Here is a 16,470-nt window from a genome sequence, read left to right as displayed (position 1 = left end):
GAGGGGCAGGGCCTCGCCGCGGCCCCCTGTAGGGCCGCGGCGACGCTCACTGGTTCGGGTGGTTTCCATCGGCCCGCCGTCCGTGCCGGAACGTACCGCCACCTCCGGGAAACGCCTGATGGGCGCCCGACGGGCGCCCCCGGCACCGCAGTTGAGCCCCCCGTCCTCCCGTCCGCTGCCTCCTGCCGCGCTTGAACGCCGCCGTCGCCCGGTGCGAGAAAGGGGCGGCGGCGCAGGCGTGACGATGGGGAGCACTACGTGGGCGGTACCACCCTGACCGAACAGGGGCGATGGGCGGCGGCACCGGATGTCCGGCCGGCCTGGGCGGACGACGGCGGGCCCCCGGGCCCCCGCGGGGCGTCGGTGCTCCTCTTCGGCCTGCTGGCGGCCCTGCTGCCCGCGGCCCTCGGCGCGACGGCCGCCGTCACCGCCCTCCCGCGGATCGCCGGTGACCTGCGCGGCCCGGACACGGTGTCCTGGGTGCTGACCGCGTACCTGTTCGCCGCCGCGGCCGGTCTGCCCCTGCACGGCAAGCTGGGCGACGTCTTCGGCCGCAGGACCGCCCTCGCCCTCGCCGCCCTCCTGTTCACCGCGGGCTCGGTGCTGGCCGGCCGGTCGCACTCCATGGGCGAGCTGGCCGCCTTCCGCGCCCTCCAGGGCGCCGGGGCCGGGGGCCTGCTGATCGGTGTCCAGGCGGCCGTCGCGGGCTTCGTGCCGCCTGGCCTGCGCGGCCGGGTCATGGGTCTGGCGGGCGCCGTGTGCGGACTCGCCTGTGCGGCCGGACCGCTGCTCGGCGGGTACCTCACCGACCACGCCTCCTGGCGCTGGTGCTTCTTCTTCGGCGCGCCGTTCGGTCTCCTCGCGCTGCTCGTGACGGCTTTCCTGCCGAGGCTGCCCGGCCCCGCCGTACGGCCCCGACTCGACCTGGCGGGCGCCCTGTTGCTCGCCGCGTGCGCCACCTGCCTCGCGCTGCTGGTCAGTTGGGGCGGCACGGAACACGCCTGGACCTCGCGGACCGTCCTCGGACTCGGGCTGGGTGCGCTCGGCACCGCCCTGATGTTCCTCGCCGTCGAGTACTTCGGCACCGACCCGCTGCTGCCGCTCCGCCTCTTCCGGGACACGGTGTTCGCCGTCCCGGGGCTGGTGGGCGCGGCCCTGGGCGTCGCTCTCTTCGGCGCCGCCGGTTACCTGCCGACGTTCCTCCCGATGTCCGAAGGGGCGTCACCGGCCCGGTCCGGCCTGCTGATGCTGCCCGCGACGGCCGGTCTCGCGCTCGGCGCGGTCCTCTGCGGACACCTCGCCCGCCGCACCGGCCGCCGCCGCTGGTTCGCGCTCACGGGGTGCGCGCTGGCGGGCGGGGCGATGTGGCTGTTGTGCCGGGCCCCGCAGGACGCCGGGCAGCCCGTGCACAGCCTCGTGACGGGGGCGCTGGGCCTGGGCGTCGGCTGCGTGCTGCCGGTGCTCGTACCGGCCGTACGCGACGCCGTACGCCGTACCGGGACCGTCGCCGACACCCACTCCAGTACCCACACCGTGCTCCGGCAGCTCGGCGGCTGCGTCGGCGCGGCCCTGTTCCTCACCTTCCTCGCCGACCGGCTCGCCGGACACCTCGTCCACGGCCCGTCCGGTTCCGCCCGGCGCGGCACCGAGCCGGAATCACTCGTTCCGGGACTGGTGGGCGCCCTGCCGACGGCACTGCGCGACAGCCCGGCAGCGCACTACGCCCACACCGTGCCGCGCGTCTTCCTCTACCTCCTGCCGGTGCTCCTCCTGGGCCTGCTGCTCGCCGTCTTCCTGAAAGAGAAATCCCCGGTGTCCCACGCCTCGCACTTCTCATCCGTCCCGATCACCCCGTACACCGGGCAGCAGGACGCGGTCTCCGTCCCGCAGGCCCGTACCGAGGCCGCCGTGCCCGCCCCGCCGGAGCGCCCGGAACCGGACCGTACGCCGCACGCACCGGTCACCGGCGACCCGTTCGTGGCGGGCGTCCCGATGGGCGGCACGGTCCGGCACCGCGACGGCAGCCCGGTGCCCCGCGCGGCCCTCACGCTCATCGGCACCGACGGACGGCAGGTGGCGCGCGGCGCGACCGGCGAGGACGGCCGGTACGCGCTGAGCGCGCCGGGCGCGGGCGCGTACGTGCTGATCGCCTCGGCGGGCGGGCACCGGCCGCAGGCGGTCGCCGTCACGGCAGGCGAGCGGCCGGTCGGGCTCGACCTGCTGCTCGGCGGCGCCGGGCGGCTGTCCGGCGCGGTCACCACCGCCGACGGCACGCCCGTGCGCGACGCGGCGGTCACCCTCACCGACGTGCGCGGCGAGGTCGTCGCCACCGGCCGCAGCGGGCGCGAGGGCGGCTACGTCCTCACGGAGCTGGTGGCCGGCGAGTACACCCTCGCCGTGAGTTCCCCCGCGCACCGTCCCGCCGCCCTGCCGGTCAGCGTCCAGGCGTCCCGGGAGACCCGGCAGGACATCGAGCTGGCGGGCGGCGCGGTGCTGCGCGGCACCGTACGGTCCGGTGGCGGGCGCCCCGTCGAGGACGCCCGGGTCACGCTGCTGGACGCGGCCGGCAACGTGGTGGACTCCGCGACCACCGGCCCGGACGGGCTGTTCCGCTTCGTCGACCTGTCGGCGGGCGAGTACACCGTCGTCGCGGCGGGCTATCCGCCGGTGGCGACGGTCCTCCAGGTCACGGGCGGCGGCCGGACCGAGCGCGACCTCCAGCTCGGGTACGGGGACTGACCGCACGCCCGCCCGGCCGGTGCCGGTCGCGGGGACCGGCACCGGCCTGCCCGGCCCGGGTACGCGGGCCGGATCGCCGGACGTCCCGGATCAGGTACGGCGCCACAGCGCCGGGACGGACGGCGGCTCCCATCCGGCGCGCGCCGTGTGCGGCTGGAGGCACGCGTACGCCGCGCCGTCGTAGGTGACCTGGTCACCCGTGCGGTAGTCGGTACCGGCGGACCAGCTGCCGCCGGGCGGCTGGGTCGTCGGCTGGCCGGTGGGGGACGGGGTGGACCCTCCGCGCACCCGCAGGACGAAGTCGAACGACGCCTCCTTGGCCGAACCGTTCTGCCGGACGTTCATCAGCAGCGCGGGGTCGAAGATCGGGTCGGTGTTGTTGCGCGGCTCGCCGGGGAAGTAGAGCTGCGTGGTGAGGATCGGCTGGTTCGGTGCCTGCAGCTTCACGTGCAGATGCCGGGTGCGGCCCGGGTAGAGGCCCGGCACGATCGTGGTGAGCTTGAACGCGCCGCGCTCGTCGGTGAACTGGTGCCCGCGGAAGCGGAACCCCACGTTGTCGTAAGCGCCGTTGACGTCCGCCTGCCACCAGTCCAGCAGGACGCGGGCCAGCGGCTGACAGGTCAGTCCGAAGACGAAGCCGCTCACGGTGAGCCGGGTGCCCTGCGTACCGGGCTGGATCAGCGAGTCCCGCAGCGGCGAGTTCGGCTTGAAGTACGGGCCTTCCATCTGCGGCGGGGTGGGGTGGTCGCCGTCGTCGCAGTACGGGGTGGGGGTGAGCGGGCCGTCGGAGGGCTTGGCGTCACGGGCCAGGGCGGCGCCGCCGAGCAGTAACGGCAACGGCACGGCCGCGACGGCGGCCTTGAGGACGTTCTTGCGGCTGATCCGTCTGCGCCGGTCGCCGTCGTGCCCGGACTCTGTGCTCTCTGTGCTCTCTGTGCGTTCGTCGTCCATCGCGAGCTCCTGTGAGCAGGGGGGAAGGGCGGGGCGGGCCCCGAACACGGGGGTGGCAGGAGCCGGGGCCCGGCCTCGCCTCGGGGGCTGGCTGACGGCGACAGACGCTATTCGGGCAGCCGCGGCGCTTCGATGGACTCGGCGCGGAGGTCATGGTGAATTCCTCCGGCGCCGTCCGCGGCACGGCGGAAGTCGCCGGGGCTCAGGCCCGTCTCGCGGCGGAAGAAGCGGCAGAAGTACGCCGGGTCGCCGAACCCCACCCGGCGGGCCACCTGGGCCACCGTCAGGCCGGAACCGGACAGCAGCCGCTTGGCCTCCACGGTCTGCGCGTGCCGGATCAGCTGCCCCGGAGTCCGGCCGGTGCTGCGCTTGACCAGCTCGGCCAGATGCCCTACGGAGACGCCCAGTTCGTCGGCGTAGGACCGCACGGACCGGCCGGCGGAACCCGGTTGCGCCAGCAGCCGGGTGAACTCCCGCGCGACCAGAGCGGCCCGGCCCGACGCGAAGTCCGCACGCCGGGAGCCGGACGGACCCTCGGCCTCGCCGGAGCCGGACGCGCCGGCCGGGCCCGGCGTGTCCCGCGGGGCGGACATCCGCAGCGCGCGGGCGATCAGGATGTGCAGCTGCGCCTGGAGCACCGACGTGAACGACGGGGCCCGCTCGTCGTACTCCCGCAGCATCTCGCCGACCAGGCCGGCCAGCCGCGCCGCGTCGTCGGGTCCGGGCCGCGTCCACGGGCGTTCGCCCAGCGCCGTCAGCGCGTCCCGGTCGCCGGGGTGGGCCAGCAGGAAGTCGTCGGTGAACAGGATCACCCAGCCGCGCAGGCCCGAGACGCGGTCCCAGTAGTGCACCTGGCCCGGTGTGATGAAGCACAGGTGGGGCGGGCACAGCGGCCGGCGGTCCTCGTCGAGGACGTGGGTGCCGGTGCCGCCCGTGACGTAGACGATCTCGTGGAAGGAGTGCCGGTGCGGGAAACCGGCGCGGGAGAGGGGGCCGATGGTGTCGAAGGAGCCGATGGCGAAGGGCAGCAGATGGGGTGCGGGGACATCGAGGCGGTGCAGCGGTACGGGGCCGTCGGCCCGGTCGTTGCCGCCGCGCGGGGCGAAGACGTCCGGTGCCGGGCCCGCCTGCCGCCCGGCCCGGCGGGCGGCGGTCCGGCGGGCCCCCGCGGTCACCTGTTCGGTCCGTCTGGGCACATCCTCACCATACGGGCGCCCGCAAGACCACGACCGGGACGGCTGGTTCCGGTACCCGGCGGCGAGCCGCCCACGGTGCCCCGCGCCGCGGTGGAAAAGGGGCGCCGGATGCGCCCGGGACGACCGATCGGGTTGCGCCATGGTCGTTCGCGCGGGGCGCACCACCTATTCGGGGAATGCGGCCCGCGCTGTCACCCCGCGGTCGTACCGTGGTAGCGGTGGTGCAAGATCGGTGTACGAAGGAGCAACCGCCCATGGAGCGTGGCCCGTCGCACGGCGACGACAGGGTGGGCGCGGCGCGTCAGGTGCCGGCGCCACGGGACCCCGTGCCCGGGCGGATGCCGCTCGCCGTAGTGGTGGTGGACGGCGACGGACTGGTCTCCCACTGGAGTACGGGCGCCCGCAGGCTCTTCGGCCCCGCCCGCGAGGAAGCGGTGGGGACGCCCGCCGTCGATCTGATGCCGGTCTCCGGGGCGCTCGGCGAGAGGGAATGGTCGGCACAGGACTGGGACGAGGACCCGGCGCAGAGCCGGCGCAACGGGCCCGATCTGGAGGCGTCGTTGGGCGGCCGGTCCGCCTACCCCACCGCGGGCCGCGCCCGTATGGCGGACGTGGAGCGCGGCACGGTCGACATCCTGTGGTGGGCGTACCCGCTGGTGGGACCCGGCGCGGAGCGGCTGCTCGTGCTGGGGGCGGACGCCGACCAACTGCACGGCCACAGCGCCGCGGACGACGCGGACACCGAGGAGAGCGAGCGCTTCGCACCCGGCTTCGCGCTGCACACCGACTTCCCCGGCTCGGAGGTGCTGGCCGCCCAACTGCCGCAGATCCTGCCGAGCATGAGCCCCCAGGAGAGCGCCCGGATCGTCTCCCAGGTGCTGGAGCTGGGCTATCCGGTCCTGGAGATCAGCCAGCAGGAGCGCTTCCCGGTCACCCCGGACTGGGGCGTGCCGCGCCGGGTGGAGCGGCGGGCCCGGCCGCCGCGGGCGGTGGGCGCCGTGCCGGACGCGCAGGCCGACGCCGCGGCGGAGCTGGAGGCCGACCTCGAATACGCCGCCGTCCGGGAGCGGCTGGAGTTCCTGAACGAGGTCAGTGGCCGGATCGGCTCCTCCCTGGACCTCTCCCACACGATCCAGGAGGTCAGCGAGGCCGTCGTGCCGCGATTCACCGACGTCGCCGGGACGTACCTGCGCGAACAGGTCATCGCGGGCGAGGGATTCCCCGACGGCCCGCCGGACGCCACCACGATGTGGCACCGCGTCGCGGTGGAGCACAACGACGAGCCGGGCCGGTGGGACGATGTCGTGCCGGTCGGCGAGTCGATGCCCTTCCCGGTGCACACACCGTTCTTCCAGTGCATGACCACGGGCGAGCCGGTGCTGATACCGCGCATCAGCGAGGAGCTGGGCAACGCGATTGCCGCCCAGTTCGAGAAGCGCGACATCAGCCCGCTGATCAACCGGCGGTCGCTCCTGGTGGTGCCGCTCAAGGCACGCAACGTGGTGCTCGGCTTCATGATCCTGCTGCGCCATCCGGAGCGGATGGAGTTCAACGACATGGACCGGGTCACCGGCGCCGAACTGGCCGCCCGTGCGGGCCTCGTCCTGGACAACGCCCGCATGTACACCTACCAGGAGAACGTCGCAGAGACGCTCCAGGACAGCATGCTGCCGCACATCGCACCGCGGATGGCCGGCTGCGACACGGCCACCCGCTACCTGCCCGGCACCCGCCTCGGCCGGGTCGGCGGCGACTGGTTCGACACCATCAAACTGCCCGGGTCGCGCACCGCCTTCGTCGTCGGCGACGTGATGGGCCACGGACTGAACTCGGCCGCGATGATGGGCCAGCTGCGTACGGCCGTGCAGACCATGGCCGCCATCGACATGCACCCTGCGCAACTGCTGCGCAGCCTGGACGACCTGGCGCAGCGCCTCGGCGACAACTACCTCGCCACCTGCCTGTACGCGGTCTACGACCCGATCGGCCAGCAGCTGGTGATCGCCAACGCCGGGCACATCCCGCCGGTGCTGGTGCGGGCCGCGGACGGGCGCAGCGAGCTGCTGGACCTGCCGACGGGCGCGCCCGTCGGCGTCGGCGGCGTGCCCTTCGAAGCGGTCACGGTCCCCGTCGCGGCGGGGGACCGGCTGGTGCTGTGCACGGACGGCCTGGTGGAGGTGCGGGGCGAGGACATAGGCGTCGGCCTGGCGGCGCTCGCCGAGTCCGCCGCCCACCCGGCCGCGTCCATGGACGACGCCTGCGACGCCATCATCCGCGCGCTCAATGTGCGCGGCGGCCGCAAGGACGACGTGGCGCTGCTGATGGCGCGGCTCAACGGCATCGCCCTCGATGACGTCGCCGAATGGCGGCTGGCCATCGACGCGCGCGAGGCGGCCAGGGCCCGTCGGCTGGTCCGCGGCCAGCTGGCGCGGTGGGGACTGCAGCCGGCTTCGGAGACCGCCGAGCTGCTGGTCAGCGAGGTCGTCACGAATGCCGTCCGCCACGCGCACACCCGGCATGTGGTGCTGCGGCTGGTGCGTACGGACGCCCTGCTGTGCGAGGTGGCGGACGACGACCATGCCCTGCCGCAGATGCTGGGTGCGGCGGACGACGACGAGTTCGGGCGCGGGCTGCGGGTGGTCAGCAGACTCGCGCGGGAATGGGGTACGAGCCGGACGGCGACCGGCAAAACGGTGTGGTTCGAGCAGACTCTGTCCCGTACCGGAAGCTCCTGGCAGCGCGACGGGCGTACGCCGGGCTCGAACCGTGCATGAAAGAAGGGCCAACAGCCTTGCGGGGATCTCGCGTGCGGCAGTAGCAATTGGCCATGAGCGCTTCGAGCCACTATCTGCGGGCCTGGGAAGGCTTCTGGCGGGACGCGCCGCCCGGTGAGGGCGAGGTCTTCTGGGACTCCGACCCGTCCCTGACGGCCGAGCTGCATCTGCCGCTCTTCGCCGACCACTTCGACGCCGCGCTGCCGGTCGTCGACCTGGGCTGCGGCAACGGCACCCAGACCCGCTTCCTGGCGGGGCGCTGGACGCGCGCGGTCGGCGTCGACCTCTCCGAGGCGGCCGTCGCCCGCGCCCGCGCGGACGACCCGTCCGGGACGGCCGAATACCGGCGCCTGGACGCCGCCGACCCGGCAGCGGTACGCGCCCTGCACGGCGAGCTGGGCGACGCCAACGTGTACCTGCGCGGCGTCCTGCACCAGTGCGCCTCCGAGGACCGGCCGCGGATCGTGAAGAACATCGCGACGCTGCTGGGACGGCGCGGCCGGATCTTCGCCGTCGAACCGGCCGAGGCGTCCAAGGACGTCTTCGTCTCGCTGGCGCAGAGCCCCGAGGGCCCGCCCGGCAAGCTGCGGGCCATCCTCGCGCACGGCATCCAGCCCGGCGAGATGGCCGACTCGGTCGTCCCCGGACTGCTGGCCGCCTACGGGCTGCGGGTGATCGCCACCGGCCGGCTGCCGCTGATGACGACCGAGTACCGGGCGGACGGCTCCCGGATCGAGATCCCCACGAACTGGCTGGTCGCGGGAGCGGCGCACTGACCACCCGCGCGTCTCGCCCGGCCCCCGGCGCACCGTCGGCCGCCCGCGCATCGGCCCTCGGTACCGGGCCGCTTCCCCCGTACGGCGGAGGCGGCCCGCCCCGAGGCACGATGCGGGGCGCGACCGGCGGGCGGCACGGTGGTGAACGGCCGGGAGATCCGGCTGCCGGTGGGACGTCCGCCGGGTGATGTTCCAGGAGGAACCCATGCCGCGTGTCCGCCGCCGTCCACTCATCGCCGCCTTCACGGCCCTCGCCGTCTGCGCCGGAACAGCCCTGGCGCTCGGCGCGGCGGCCCCGGAGGAGGCCGGGGCGGCGGCGCCGCACCGGGCCGTGGCGGCTCCGGCCGGAGGCGGGGCGGCCGCGGCCCTCCCGCACACCGCCCGGCCCGCCCGCCACAGCGCCGACGAGCCGTCGGTCACCGGCACGGGCAAGCTCCAGCGACAGCCGGGCGACGACGCCTACATCTCCTTGGACGCGCACGGACTCGCCGACAAGGCGCACGGCACGTTCTTCGTCAGCCACCACGCGGGCAAGGAGTGGGGCGGTCACTTCAAGGGCCGTATCGACTGCCTGCTGACCGGCGGCCCGGTCGCGGTGGCCACCGGCGTCGTCACCGAGTCGCGCTTCACCGACGCGCCGGGCTTCCCGCAGGTGGGTGACCTCAAGGGCAAACGGTTCGGCTTCACCGTGCTGGACGACGGCGGGAAGGACCGTATCGGCTACAGCTGGGCCATGGACAACCTGCCGCGGAACAGCGTCGGCAAGTGCCAGAGCAGCGCGCCCTTCGAAACCCTGGCGAAGGGCGGCTTCAAGGTCCGGCACCGGCCGCCGTTCCCGTCCGCACGGGGATGACTCCGGGCGGGTGCCGGGTCGGCACGGGGGTGTGACCCGGCACCCGTTCGGCAGCCGTGCCACCACCCGGCCCGGCGCCGCGGTCCAGCCGTACGGACGCACTTGTGCCGAGGTCGGGAGTGTGACGGCCGGTCCTGGTTATGGTGGGAAGCCTGCCCGGAGGAGCGCGCGACAGCGCGGCCCGCCGGGCCGGTGCCGGAGCGGTCCGCCTCCTAACTGTGACGGGACGGGTGCATGGTGAAGATCCTCATTTCCGCGGACATGGAGGGCGTCACCGGAGTGACGTGGCCGGACGACGTGCTGCCGGGCCACGCCCAGTGGCAGCGCTTCCGGCCGGTGTTCACCGGCGACGTCAACGCGGCCGTCGCCGGGTTCTTCGACGGCGGCGCCGACGAGGTCCTGGTCAACGAGGCCCACTGGTCCATGCGCAACCTGCTGCTGGAGCAGCTCGACGAGCGCGCGCAGCTGCTCACCGGCAAGCACAAGGCGCTGAGCATGGTCGAGGGCGTCCAGTACGGCGACGTCGACGGCGTCGCCTTCGTCGGCTATCACGCGGGCGCCGGCACGGAAGGCGTGCTGGCCCACACCTACCTCGCCAACTCCCTGACGGGCGTGTGGGTGAACGGCGCGCGGGCCAGCGAGGGGTACCTCAACTCCCTGGTGGTGGCCGAATACGGTGTGCCCGTGGTGCTGGTGACCGGCGACGACCGGACCTGCGAGGACGCCGTCGGGTACGCGCCCGGGGCGCGGGCCGTGGCCGTCAAGGACTACGTCTCGCGGTACGCCGCCGTGTGCCGGCCACCGGCCCGTACGGCGGCCGACATCAGAGCCGCCGCCCGCGAGGCGGCGCCCCTCGCGGTGCGCACCGAGCCGGTGCGCGGCGGCCCGTTCACCGTCGGGATGGAGTTCGACGCCGAGCACCTGGTGGGCCAGGCAGCCTGCGTCCCCGGAGTCGAGCGCACCGGCGAGCGGCGCGTCGAGTACACCAGCGAGAACATGTACGAAGCGATCCGCTGCTTCAAGACGGTCACCACCGTCGTGTCGTCGGCGGTGGAGGAGCAATATGGCTGACAGCGCCGACGACACGGCGGACCGCGCCGGCGACGCGGTGGACGGACAGGCTCTCGACGAGGTCGTCCGGTTCACGTCCGAGCTGATCCGTATCGACACCACCAACCGCGGCGGCGGCGACTGCCGGGAGCGTCCGGCCGCCGAGTACGTCGCCGAGCGGCTCGCCGAAGCCGGTCTGGAACCGGTGCTGCTGGAGCGCAGTTCGGGCCGTACGAACGTGGTCGCGCGCGTCGAGGGCGCGGACCCCGGCGCCGCGGCGCTGCTCGTGCACGGGCACCTGGACGTGGTGCCCGCCGAGCCCGCCGACTGGAGCAGGCACCCGTTCTCCGGCGAGGTCGAGGACGGCGTCGTGTGGGGCCGGGGCGCCGTGGACATGAAGAACATGGACGCGATGGTGCTGGCGGTCGTCCGGCAGTGGGCGCGTACCGGCGTCCGGCCGGCGCGGGACCTGGTGCTGGCCTTCACCGCCGACGAGGAGGCCAGCGCCATCGACGGCTCGGGCTTCCTGGCCGACCACCACCCCGGCCTCTTCGAGGGCTGTACGGAGGGCATCAGCGAGTCCGGCGCCTTCACCTTCCACGCGGGCGGCGGGATGCGGCTGTACCCGGTGGCGGCGGGGGAGCGCGGCACGGCCTGGCTGAAACTGACCGCCGAGGGCAAGGCCGGGCACGGCTCCAAGGTCAACCGCGCCAACGCGGTCAGCCGGCTCGCGGCGGCCGTGGCCCGCATCGGCGAGCACCGCTGGCCCGTCCGGCTGACCGACACCGTGCGCGCGGCACTCGCCGAACTGGCCGCCCTGCACGGCATCGAGGCCGGTCTGGACGCCCCCGACTTCGACGTGGACAGGCTGCTCAGCAAGCTGGGCCCGTCGGCCGCGCTGGTCGAGCCGACGGTCCGCAACAGCGCCAACCCGACGATGCTGGAGGCCGGCTACAAGGTCAACGTCATCCCGGGCAACGCCGTCGCGTACGTGGACGGGCGGGTGGTGCCCGGCGGCGAGGCGGAGTTCCGCACCACCATGGACCGGCTGACCGGGCCCGAGGTGTCCTGGGCGTACGACCACGGCGAGGTGGCCCTCCAGGCGCCGGTCGCCTCCCCCACGTACGCCGCGATGCGGGCCGCCGTCGAGCGTTTCGACCCGGCCGGGCACGTCGTCCCGTACTGCATGTCGGGCGGTACGGACGCCAAGCAGTTCTCCCGGCTGGGCATCGCCGGATACGGGTTCTCGCCGCTCAAGCTGCCCGAAGGCTTCGACTACCAGGCGCTGTTCCACGGGGTCGACGAGCGTGTACCGGTGGAGGCGCTGCACTTCGGCGTGCGGGTTCTGGACCACTTCCTGACCGCGGCGACCGGGCGGCCGCCGTCGGGAACGAGCCACTGAAGGAACGTTGGAGCCGCCGGGCCCCGCCCGCCGGGCGGCGGCACCCGCCTGCCGCTTCCCGCCCGGACCGGTCGTTCTCGGCCACGACGGGAGCACGGTGCGCAACCGGACGGGTTGATGCCCGGCCCGGCGTACGACAGGCTTGGCGGCTCCAACGCCTGAGGAGGAACGCCACCATGGTGACCACGGCCCCCTACGGAGCCTGGCCGTCCCCGATCGACGCCCGGCTGGTCGCCGAGCACGACGGCCGGCCCGAGTACGTCGGCGTGGTGGGGGACGAGGTGTGGTGGACCGAGGCCCGCCCCGCGGAGGGCGGCCGGCGCGCGCTGCTCCGCCGACGGCCCGACGGCACGGAACAGTCCGTGCTGCCCGCGCCCTGGAACGTCCGCAGCCGGCTCATGGAGTACGGCGGCCGCCCCTGGGCCGGAGCGGTGGACGCGGACGGCCGCACGGTCATGGTGTTCTGCGACTTCGCCGACCAGCGGCTGTACGCGTACGCACCGGACGGCGACGCCGGGCCCCGCCCGCTGTCCCCGGTCTCGTCCGTCGGCGGCGGGCTGCGCTGGGCCGACCCCGTCCTGCGCCTGGACCGCGGTGAGGTGTGGTGCGTCCTGGAGGAGTTCACCGGCCCCGGCCCGACCGACGTCCGCCGGGTGATCGCCGCGGTGCCGCTGGACGGCTCGGCGGCCGGGGACCGCGCCGCCGTACGGGAACTGACCGACGACCGGCACCGCTTCGTCACGGGCCCGCGGATCTCGCCGGACGGACGGCGGGCCGCGTGGATCGCCTGGGACCACCCGCGGATGCCGTGGGACGGCACCGAGGTGCGGCTCGCCGACATCACCGACGACGGCGGGTTCACCGGCGTACGGACGTTCGCCGGCGGCACCGACGAGTCCGTACCGCAGATCGAGTGGGACGCGGACGGCACGCTGCTGTACGTCTCCGACGCCGACGGCTGGTGGGAGCTGCGCCGCGCCGACCCGGACACGCCCGGGGAGCCGGGCAGACGCCTGTGCCGACCCCGGCAGGAGGAGTTCGGCGGCCCGCTGTGGCAGCTCGGAGCGCGCTGGTTCCTGCCGCTGGACGGCGGCACGATCGCGGTGGTGCACGGCCGCGGCGCCATGTCGCTCGGCATCCTCGACCCGGTCAGCGGCGAGCTGGTGGACGCGGCCGGGCCGTGGACGGAGTGGGCGTCGACGCTGGCCGTGCACGGCAGCCGGGTGGTCGGCGTCGCCGCCAGCCCGCGCAGCGCGTTCGAGATCGTGGAACTGGACACCTGTACGGGCCGGGCCCGGGTGATCGCGGCCCGGCACGCCGACGCGGTGGACCCGGTGTACTACCCCGAGCCGCAGATCCGCACGTTCACCGGCCCCGACGGCCGCGACATCCACGCCCACATCTACCCGCCGCACAGCCCCGGCCACCGTGCCCCCGACGGCGAACTGCCGCCGTACGTGGTGTGGGCGCACGGCGGCCCCACCGGCCGCACCCCGCTCGTGCTGGACCTGGAGATCGCCTACTTCACCTCCCGCGGCATCGGCGTCGCCGAGGTCAACTACGGCGGCTCCACGGGCTACGGACGGGCCTACCGCGAGCGGCTGCGGGAGCAGTGGGGCGTGGTGGACGTCGAGGACTGCGCCGCCGTCGCCGAGGCACTGGCCGACGAGGGCACCGCCGACCGGCACCGCCTGGCGGTCCGCGGCGGCAGCGCGGGCGGCTGGACCGCCGCGGCTTCCCTCGTGACGACCGACCTGTACGCCTGCGCCTCGATCAGTTACCCGGTCCTCGACCTGGTGGGCTGGGCCGAGGACGGCACCCACGACTTCGAGTCGCAGTACCTGGTGAGCCTGATCGGCCCGTACGCCGAGGTGCCCGACCGCTACCGCGACCGTTCCCCGCTGCGGCACGCGGACCGGATCACCGTCCCCTTCCTGCTCCTCCAGGGCCTCGACGACGCCGTCTGCCCGCCCGGCCAGTGCGAACCCTTCCTCAGGGAGGCCGGCCGGCACGGCACCGCCCATGCCTATCTGGCTTTCGAGGGCGAGGGCCACGGCTTCCGCCGGGCGGACACGATCGTCCGCGCGGTGGAGGCGGAACTGTCGCTGTACGTACAGGTTTTTGGTATCGACCGTACGGACGTTCCCGTGCTGGAACTGACGAAGTGACGGCGGGGCGCCCCCTCCGGCGGACGGCGGCCCGCCCCGGAAGCCCGGACCCGGCCGGGGCGACGGCACCGCGCGAGCGCCCCTGAGGGCCGCGGCCACCCGGACGAGCGACCCCGCCCTCGCGGCCGCCGTACCGGCGCGGGTCTCGTACGGGTGGTCCGCCGGGGGCGGTTCCGGGTGTTCGTGCAGCCCATCGGGTGGTGCGGGCGGAGCCTTTCGGATGGACCTGGCGTGGCCGGGAGACAATCCCCGGTGCGAGCGTTGACACCTCTGTTACCCGTGTCACGACATGAGCCGGCCGTCACCGACCGCTTGGTGCGGCGTGCCTTTGTGGAGGTCTGCGTGCCCAGCGTGTCCAGAGCCCTGCCCGGTGCCGTGAGCCGGTCCGTCCGGCGCGCCCCGCGCGGGCGGCACGTCCGACTGCCGGTCTCCGCCTCGGTGTGCCTCGCGGCGTGCGCCGCGCTCATCGGGCCGGTGACCGCCGCCGGGACGGCCGGGGCGGCGGGGCCCCGGCACCCCGGCTACTCCGTCACCGCGCTGAAACTCCCGGTACGGGCCGGCGGCCGCGACTGCACCCTGGACGCCGACCTCTACCGCCCCACGGGTGTGGACGCCGCCCATCCGGCGCCCGCCGTGCTGACCACCAACGGCTTCGGCGGCAGCAAGTCGGACGGCTCCACCGACGCCATCGCCCGCGCCTTCGCCTCCCGCGGCTATGTCGCCCTGGCCTACTCCGGCCTCGGCTTCGGCCGTACCGGCTGCCCGATCTCCCTCGACGACCCGCGCGTCGACGGGCGGGCGGCGAGCGGGCTCCTCGACTTCCTCGCCGGGACGCGGGCGGCGCGCGACGGGACGCGCGTCGACTTCGTCACCCGGGACGGCCCCCGGGACCCGCGAGTGGGCATGTTCGGCGGCTCGTACGGGGGCGCGATCCAGCTGGCCACCGCTTCCGTCGACGAGCGGCTGGACGCCCTGGTCCCGCTCATCACCTGGCACGACCTCGGGTACTCCATGGCTCCCGACAACGCCGACCGCACCTCCGGCGTGCCGGGAGCCGGGCCCGGCGCGTACAAGTACCAGTGGACCAACGGCTTCTACCTCATCGGGGAGGCCCAGGGGCTGCTCCACCCGCGCCTGGACGCCTCGCGGGCCGGCGGCGCCGGCTGCGTGCACTTCGTCGCGCAGGCATGCGAGACCAAGAAGCTGCTGAACTCCGGCCGCTACCCGGCCGCCCGCACGGACGCCGTGCTCGGCTACGCGCGCAGCGTCTCCCCGGCCGCCTACCTCGCCACGGTCCGCACGCCGACCCTGCTCGTCCAGGGGCAGGCTGACACCCTCTTCAACCTCAACGAGGCCGCCGCGACGTACCGGACCCTGCGGGCGCAGGGCACCGACACCGCGATGATCTGGCAGTCCTGGGGCCACAGCGGCGGCATGACCGACCCGGCCGCCGGTGAACTCGACCTCGCCAAGGGGAACTTCGAGAGCAGCTACGTCGGACGGCGCGTCCTCGCGTGGTTCGGCCGCTACCTGCGCCACGCGTGGGACACCGACACCGGACCGGCCTTCGCGTACTACCGGGACTGGGTGCGCAGCGGGCCGGTGTACGGCACCTCGGAGGTCTTCCCCCACGGCATCCCGCGGCGGCTGTACCTGTCCGGTGACGGCCGCCTCGTGGACAGCCCCGCCGACGTGGTCACCGGCAGCCGCAGCTACCGCAACTGGCGGGTCGCGTCCAGCCATTCGGAGAGTTCGCTGGCCGAACTGCTGAAGCTGCCGAACCCCAAGCCGTACGACACCCGGGGCACCTACCTGGACTGGACGTCCGACCCGGTACGGGGACAGCCCGTGGACGTGGTCGGCGCGCCCCGGGCCACCCTCCGGGTCCATTCCCCCGCGGCCGAGCGGGTGCAGCGCTCCGGTGACGCGGCCGACCGGCTGGTCCTGTTCGCCAAGCTCTACGACATCGCGCCGAACGGCGGCAAGACCCTCGTCCACCGTCTGGTGGCGCCGGTCCGGGTACCCGATGTGACCAGGGAGTTCACCGTCGACCTGCCCGCGATCGTGCACCGCTTCGAGCGGGGGCACCGGCTGCGGTTCGTGGTGGCCGCCAGCGACACCGCCTACTTCGGCAACCGCGGGATCAAGCCGGTGACCGTACACAGCTCCCGCGGGCGGACCGGCACGCTCGAACTGCCGGTGGTCGCGGAGGTGCCGGACGCGCTGGACGAGGTGGAGCTGGACGATCAGCCGATGACGGGGGCCCGGTGACTCCGGGCCCGGCGGAACCGGAGCGCCGCCGGGCCCGGACGAACGCCGTCCGGGCCCGGCCGTTCACAGCTCGGTGACCGTGATGGCCCGGACCGGGCAGGCGCGGGCCGCCTCCCGTGCCAGCGGGTCGCCCGCGCCGTCCTCGCGGCCCGGCAGCAGGGCGCTGAACCCGTCGTCGTCCTGGGTGAACACCTCCGGCGCGGTCAGCGCGCACTGACCGGAGCCGATGCACACGGACGTGTCGATGTCGATCCTCATGGCGGGACTCTCCCGTTCGTCGGAGGGCCCGG

General features: G+C 74.4%; 11 protein-coding genes. 8 read left to right on the top strand and 3 right to left on the bottom strand.

The features are described from left to right. Nucleotides 1-258 precede the first annotated feature (258 nt). Entirely contained in the window at nucleotides 259-2,739 is a 2,481-nt protein-coding gene (locus tag A6A06_RS25160; protein WP_073763593.1) for an MFS transporter, read from the top strand. A gap of 90 nt (nucleotides 2,740-2,829) precedes the next feature. On the opposite strand, the gene A6A06_RS25155 is transcribed toward A6A06_RS25160, so the two are convergent. Further along, nucleotides 2,830-3,690, bottom strand: coding sequence for a carbohydrate-binding protein (locus tag A6A06_RS25155; RefSeq protein ID WP_073763592.1), 861 nt, complete (start codon nucleotides 3,688-3,690; stop codon nucleotides 2,830-2,832). 107 nt (nucleotides 3,691-3,797) lie between these two features. Beyond that, a complete protein-coding gene (locus A6A06_RS25150) occupies nucleotides 3,798-4,751 on the bottom strand; it encodes a helix-turn-helix transcriptional regulator (RefSeq protein ID WP_073764583.1) in 954 nt (317 codons plus the stop codon). 389 nt (nucleotides 4,752-5,140) lie between these two features. Here A6A06_RS25150 and A6A06_RS25145 point away from each other — a divergent pair, with 389 nt between their 5' ends. The 7 genes from A6A06_RS25145 to A6A06_RS25115 all read left to right on the top strand — a co-directional run bounded on the left by A6A06_RS25145 (nucleotide 5,141) and on the right by A6A06_RS25115 (nucleotide 16,180). Beyond that, the gene (locus tag A6A06_RS25145) at nucleotides 5,141-7,660 is read left to right on the top strand and encodes a SpoIIE family protein phosphatase (RefSeq protein ID WP_073763591.1); all 2,520 of its coding nucleotides are present in this window, start codon (nucleotides 5,141-5,143) and stop codon (nucleotides 7,658-7,660) included. A gap of 53 nt (nucleotides 7,661-7,713) precedes the next feature. Further along, nucleotides 7,714-8,436 carry a class I SAM-dependent methyltransferase gene (locus A6A06_RS25140; protein ID WP_073763590.1) on the top strand — a complete coding sequence of 241 codons (723 nt, stop codon included), beginning with the start codon at nucleotides 7,714-7,716 and terminating at the stop codon, nucleotides 8,434-8,436. A 205-nt stretch (nucleotides 8,437-8,641) separates the two neighbouring features. Then, the gene (locus A6A06_RS25135; RefSeq protein ID WP_073764581.1) at nucleotides 8,642-9,289 is read left to right on the top strand and encodes a hypothetical protein; all 648 of its coding nucleotides are present in this window, start codon (nucleotides 8,642-8,644) and stop codon (nucleotides 9,287-9,289) included. 237 nt (nucleotides 9,290-9,526) lie between these two features. Beyond that, complete coding sequence (locus A6A06_RS25130) at nucleotides 9,527-10,360, top strand: M55 family metallopeptidase (protein WP_073764579.1); 834 nt, start codon at nucleotides 9,527-9,529, stop codon at nucleotides 10,358-10,360. Further along, nucleotides 10,353-11,741 (top strand): M20/M25/M40 family metallo-hydrolase, encoded by a 1,389-nt coding sequence (locus A6A06_RS25125; RefSeq protein ID WP_073763589.1) that lies wholly within the window; start codon nucleotides 10,353-10,355, stop codon nucleotides 11,739-11,741. The genes A6A06_RS25130 and A6A06_RS25125 overlap by 8 nt, the downstream gene beginning before the upstream one ends. A gap of 176 nt (nucleotides 11,742-11,917) precedes the next feature. Then, entirely contained in the window at nucleotides 11,918-13,909 is a 1,992-nt protein-coding gene (locus A6A06_RS41090) for a prolyl oligopeptidase family serine peptidase (RefSeq protein ID WP_079194321.1), read from the top strand. A 342-nt stretch (nucleotides 13,910-14,251) separates the two neighbouring features. Then, the gene (locus A6A06_RS25115) at nucleotides 14,252-16,180 is read left to right on the top strand and encodes a CocE/NonD family hydrolase (RefSeq protein WP_073763588.1); all 1,929 of its coding nucleotides are present in this window, start codon (nucleotides 14,252-14,254) and stop codon (nucleotides 16,178-16,180) included. A gap of 63 nt (nucleotides 16,181-16,243) precedes the next feature. Here the strand turns inward: A6A06_RS25115 and A6A06_RS25110 are convergent, their stop codons facing one another. Beyond that, nucleotides 16,244-16,438 (bottom strand): ferredoxin, encoded by a 195-nt coding sequence (locus A6A06_RS25110; RefSeq protein WP_073763587.1) that lies wholly within the window; start codon nucleotides 16,436-16,438, stop codon nucleotides 16,244-16,246. Nucleotides 16,439-16,470 lie beyond the last annotated feature (32 nt).

The organism is Streptomyces sp. CB02923 (genome assembly GCF_001905005.1).
In the GTDB taxonomy this organism is placed as follows: domain Bacteria; phylum Actinomycetota; class Actinomycetes; order Streptomycetales; family Streptomycetaceae; genus Streptomyces.
The sequence above is the reverse complement of the archived record's forward strand: the minus strand, read 5'-3'. Positions and strand labels throughout refer to the sequence as shown.

Coding starts and splice junctions, on each gene's coding strand:
- A6A06_RS25155 (WP_073763592.1), bottom strand. CDS start 3,690: ATGGACGACGAACGCACAGAGAGCACAGAGAGCACAGAGTCCGGGCAC.
- A6A06_RS25145 (WP_073763591.1), top strand. CDS start 5,141: ATGGAGCGTGGCCCGTCGCACGGCGACGACAGGGTGGGCGCGGCGCGT.
- A6A06_RS25140 (WP_073763590.1), top strand. CDS start 7,714: ATGAGCGCTTCGAGCCACTATCTGCGGGCCTGGGAAGGCTTCTGGCGG.
- A6A06_RS25135 (WP_073764581.1), top strand. CDS start 8,642: ATGCCGCGTGTCCGCCGCCGTCCACTCATCGCCGCCTTCACGGCCCTC.
- A6A06_RS25125 (WP_073763589.1), top strand. CDS start 10,353: ATGGCTGACAGCGCCGACGACACGGCGGACCGCGCCGGCGACGCGGTG.
- A6A06_RS41090 (WP_079194321.1), top strand. CDS start 11,918: ATGGTGACCACGGCCCCCTACGGAGCCTGGCCGTCCCCGATCGACGCC.
- A6A06_RS25110 (WP_073763587.1), bottom strand. CDS start 16,438: ATGAGGATCGACATCGACACGTCCGTGTGCATCGGCTCCGGTCAGTGC.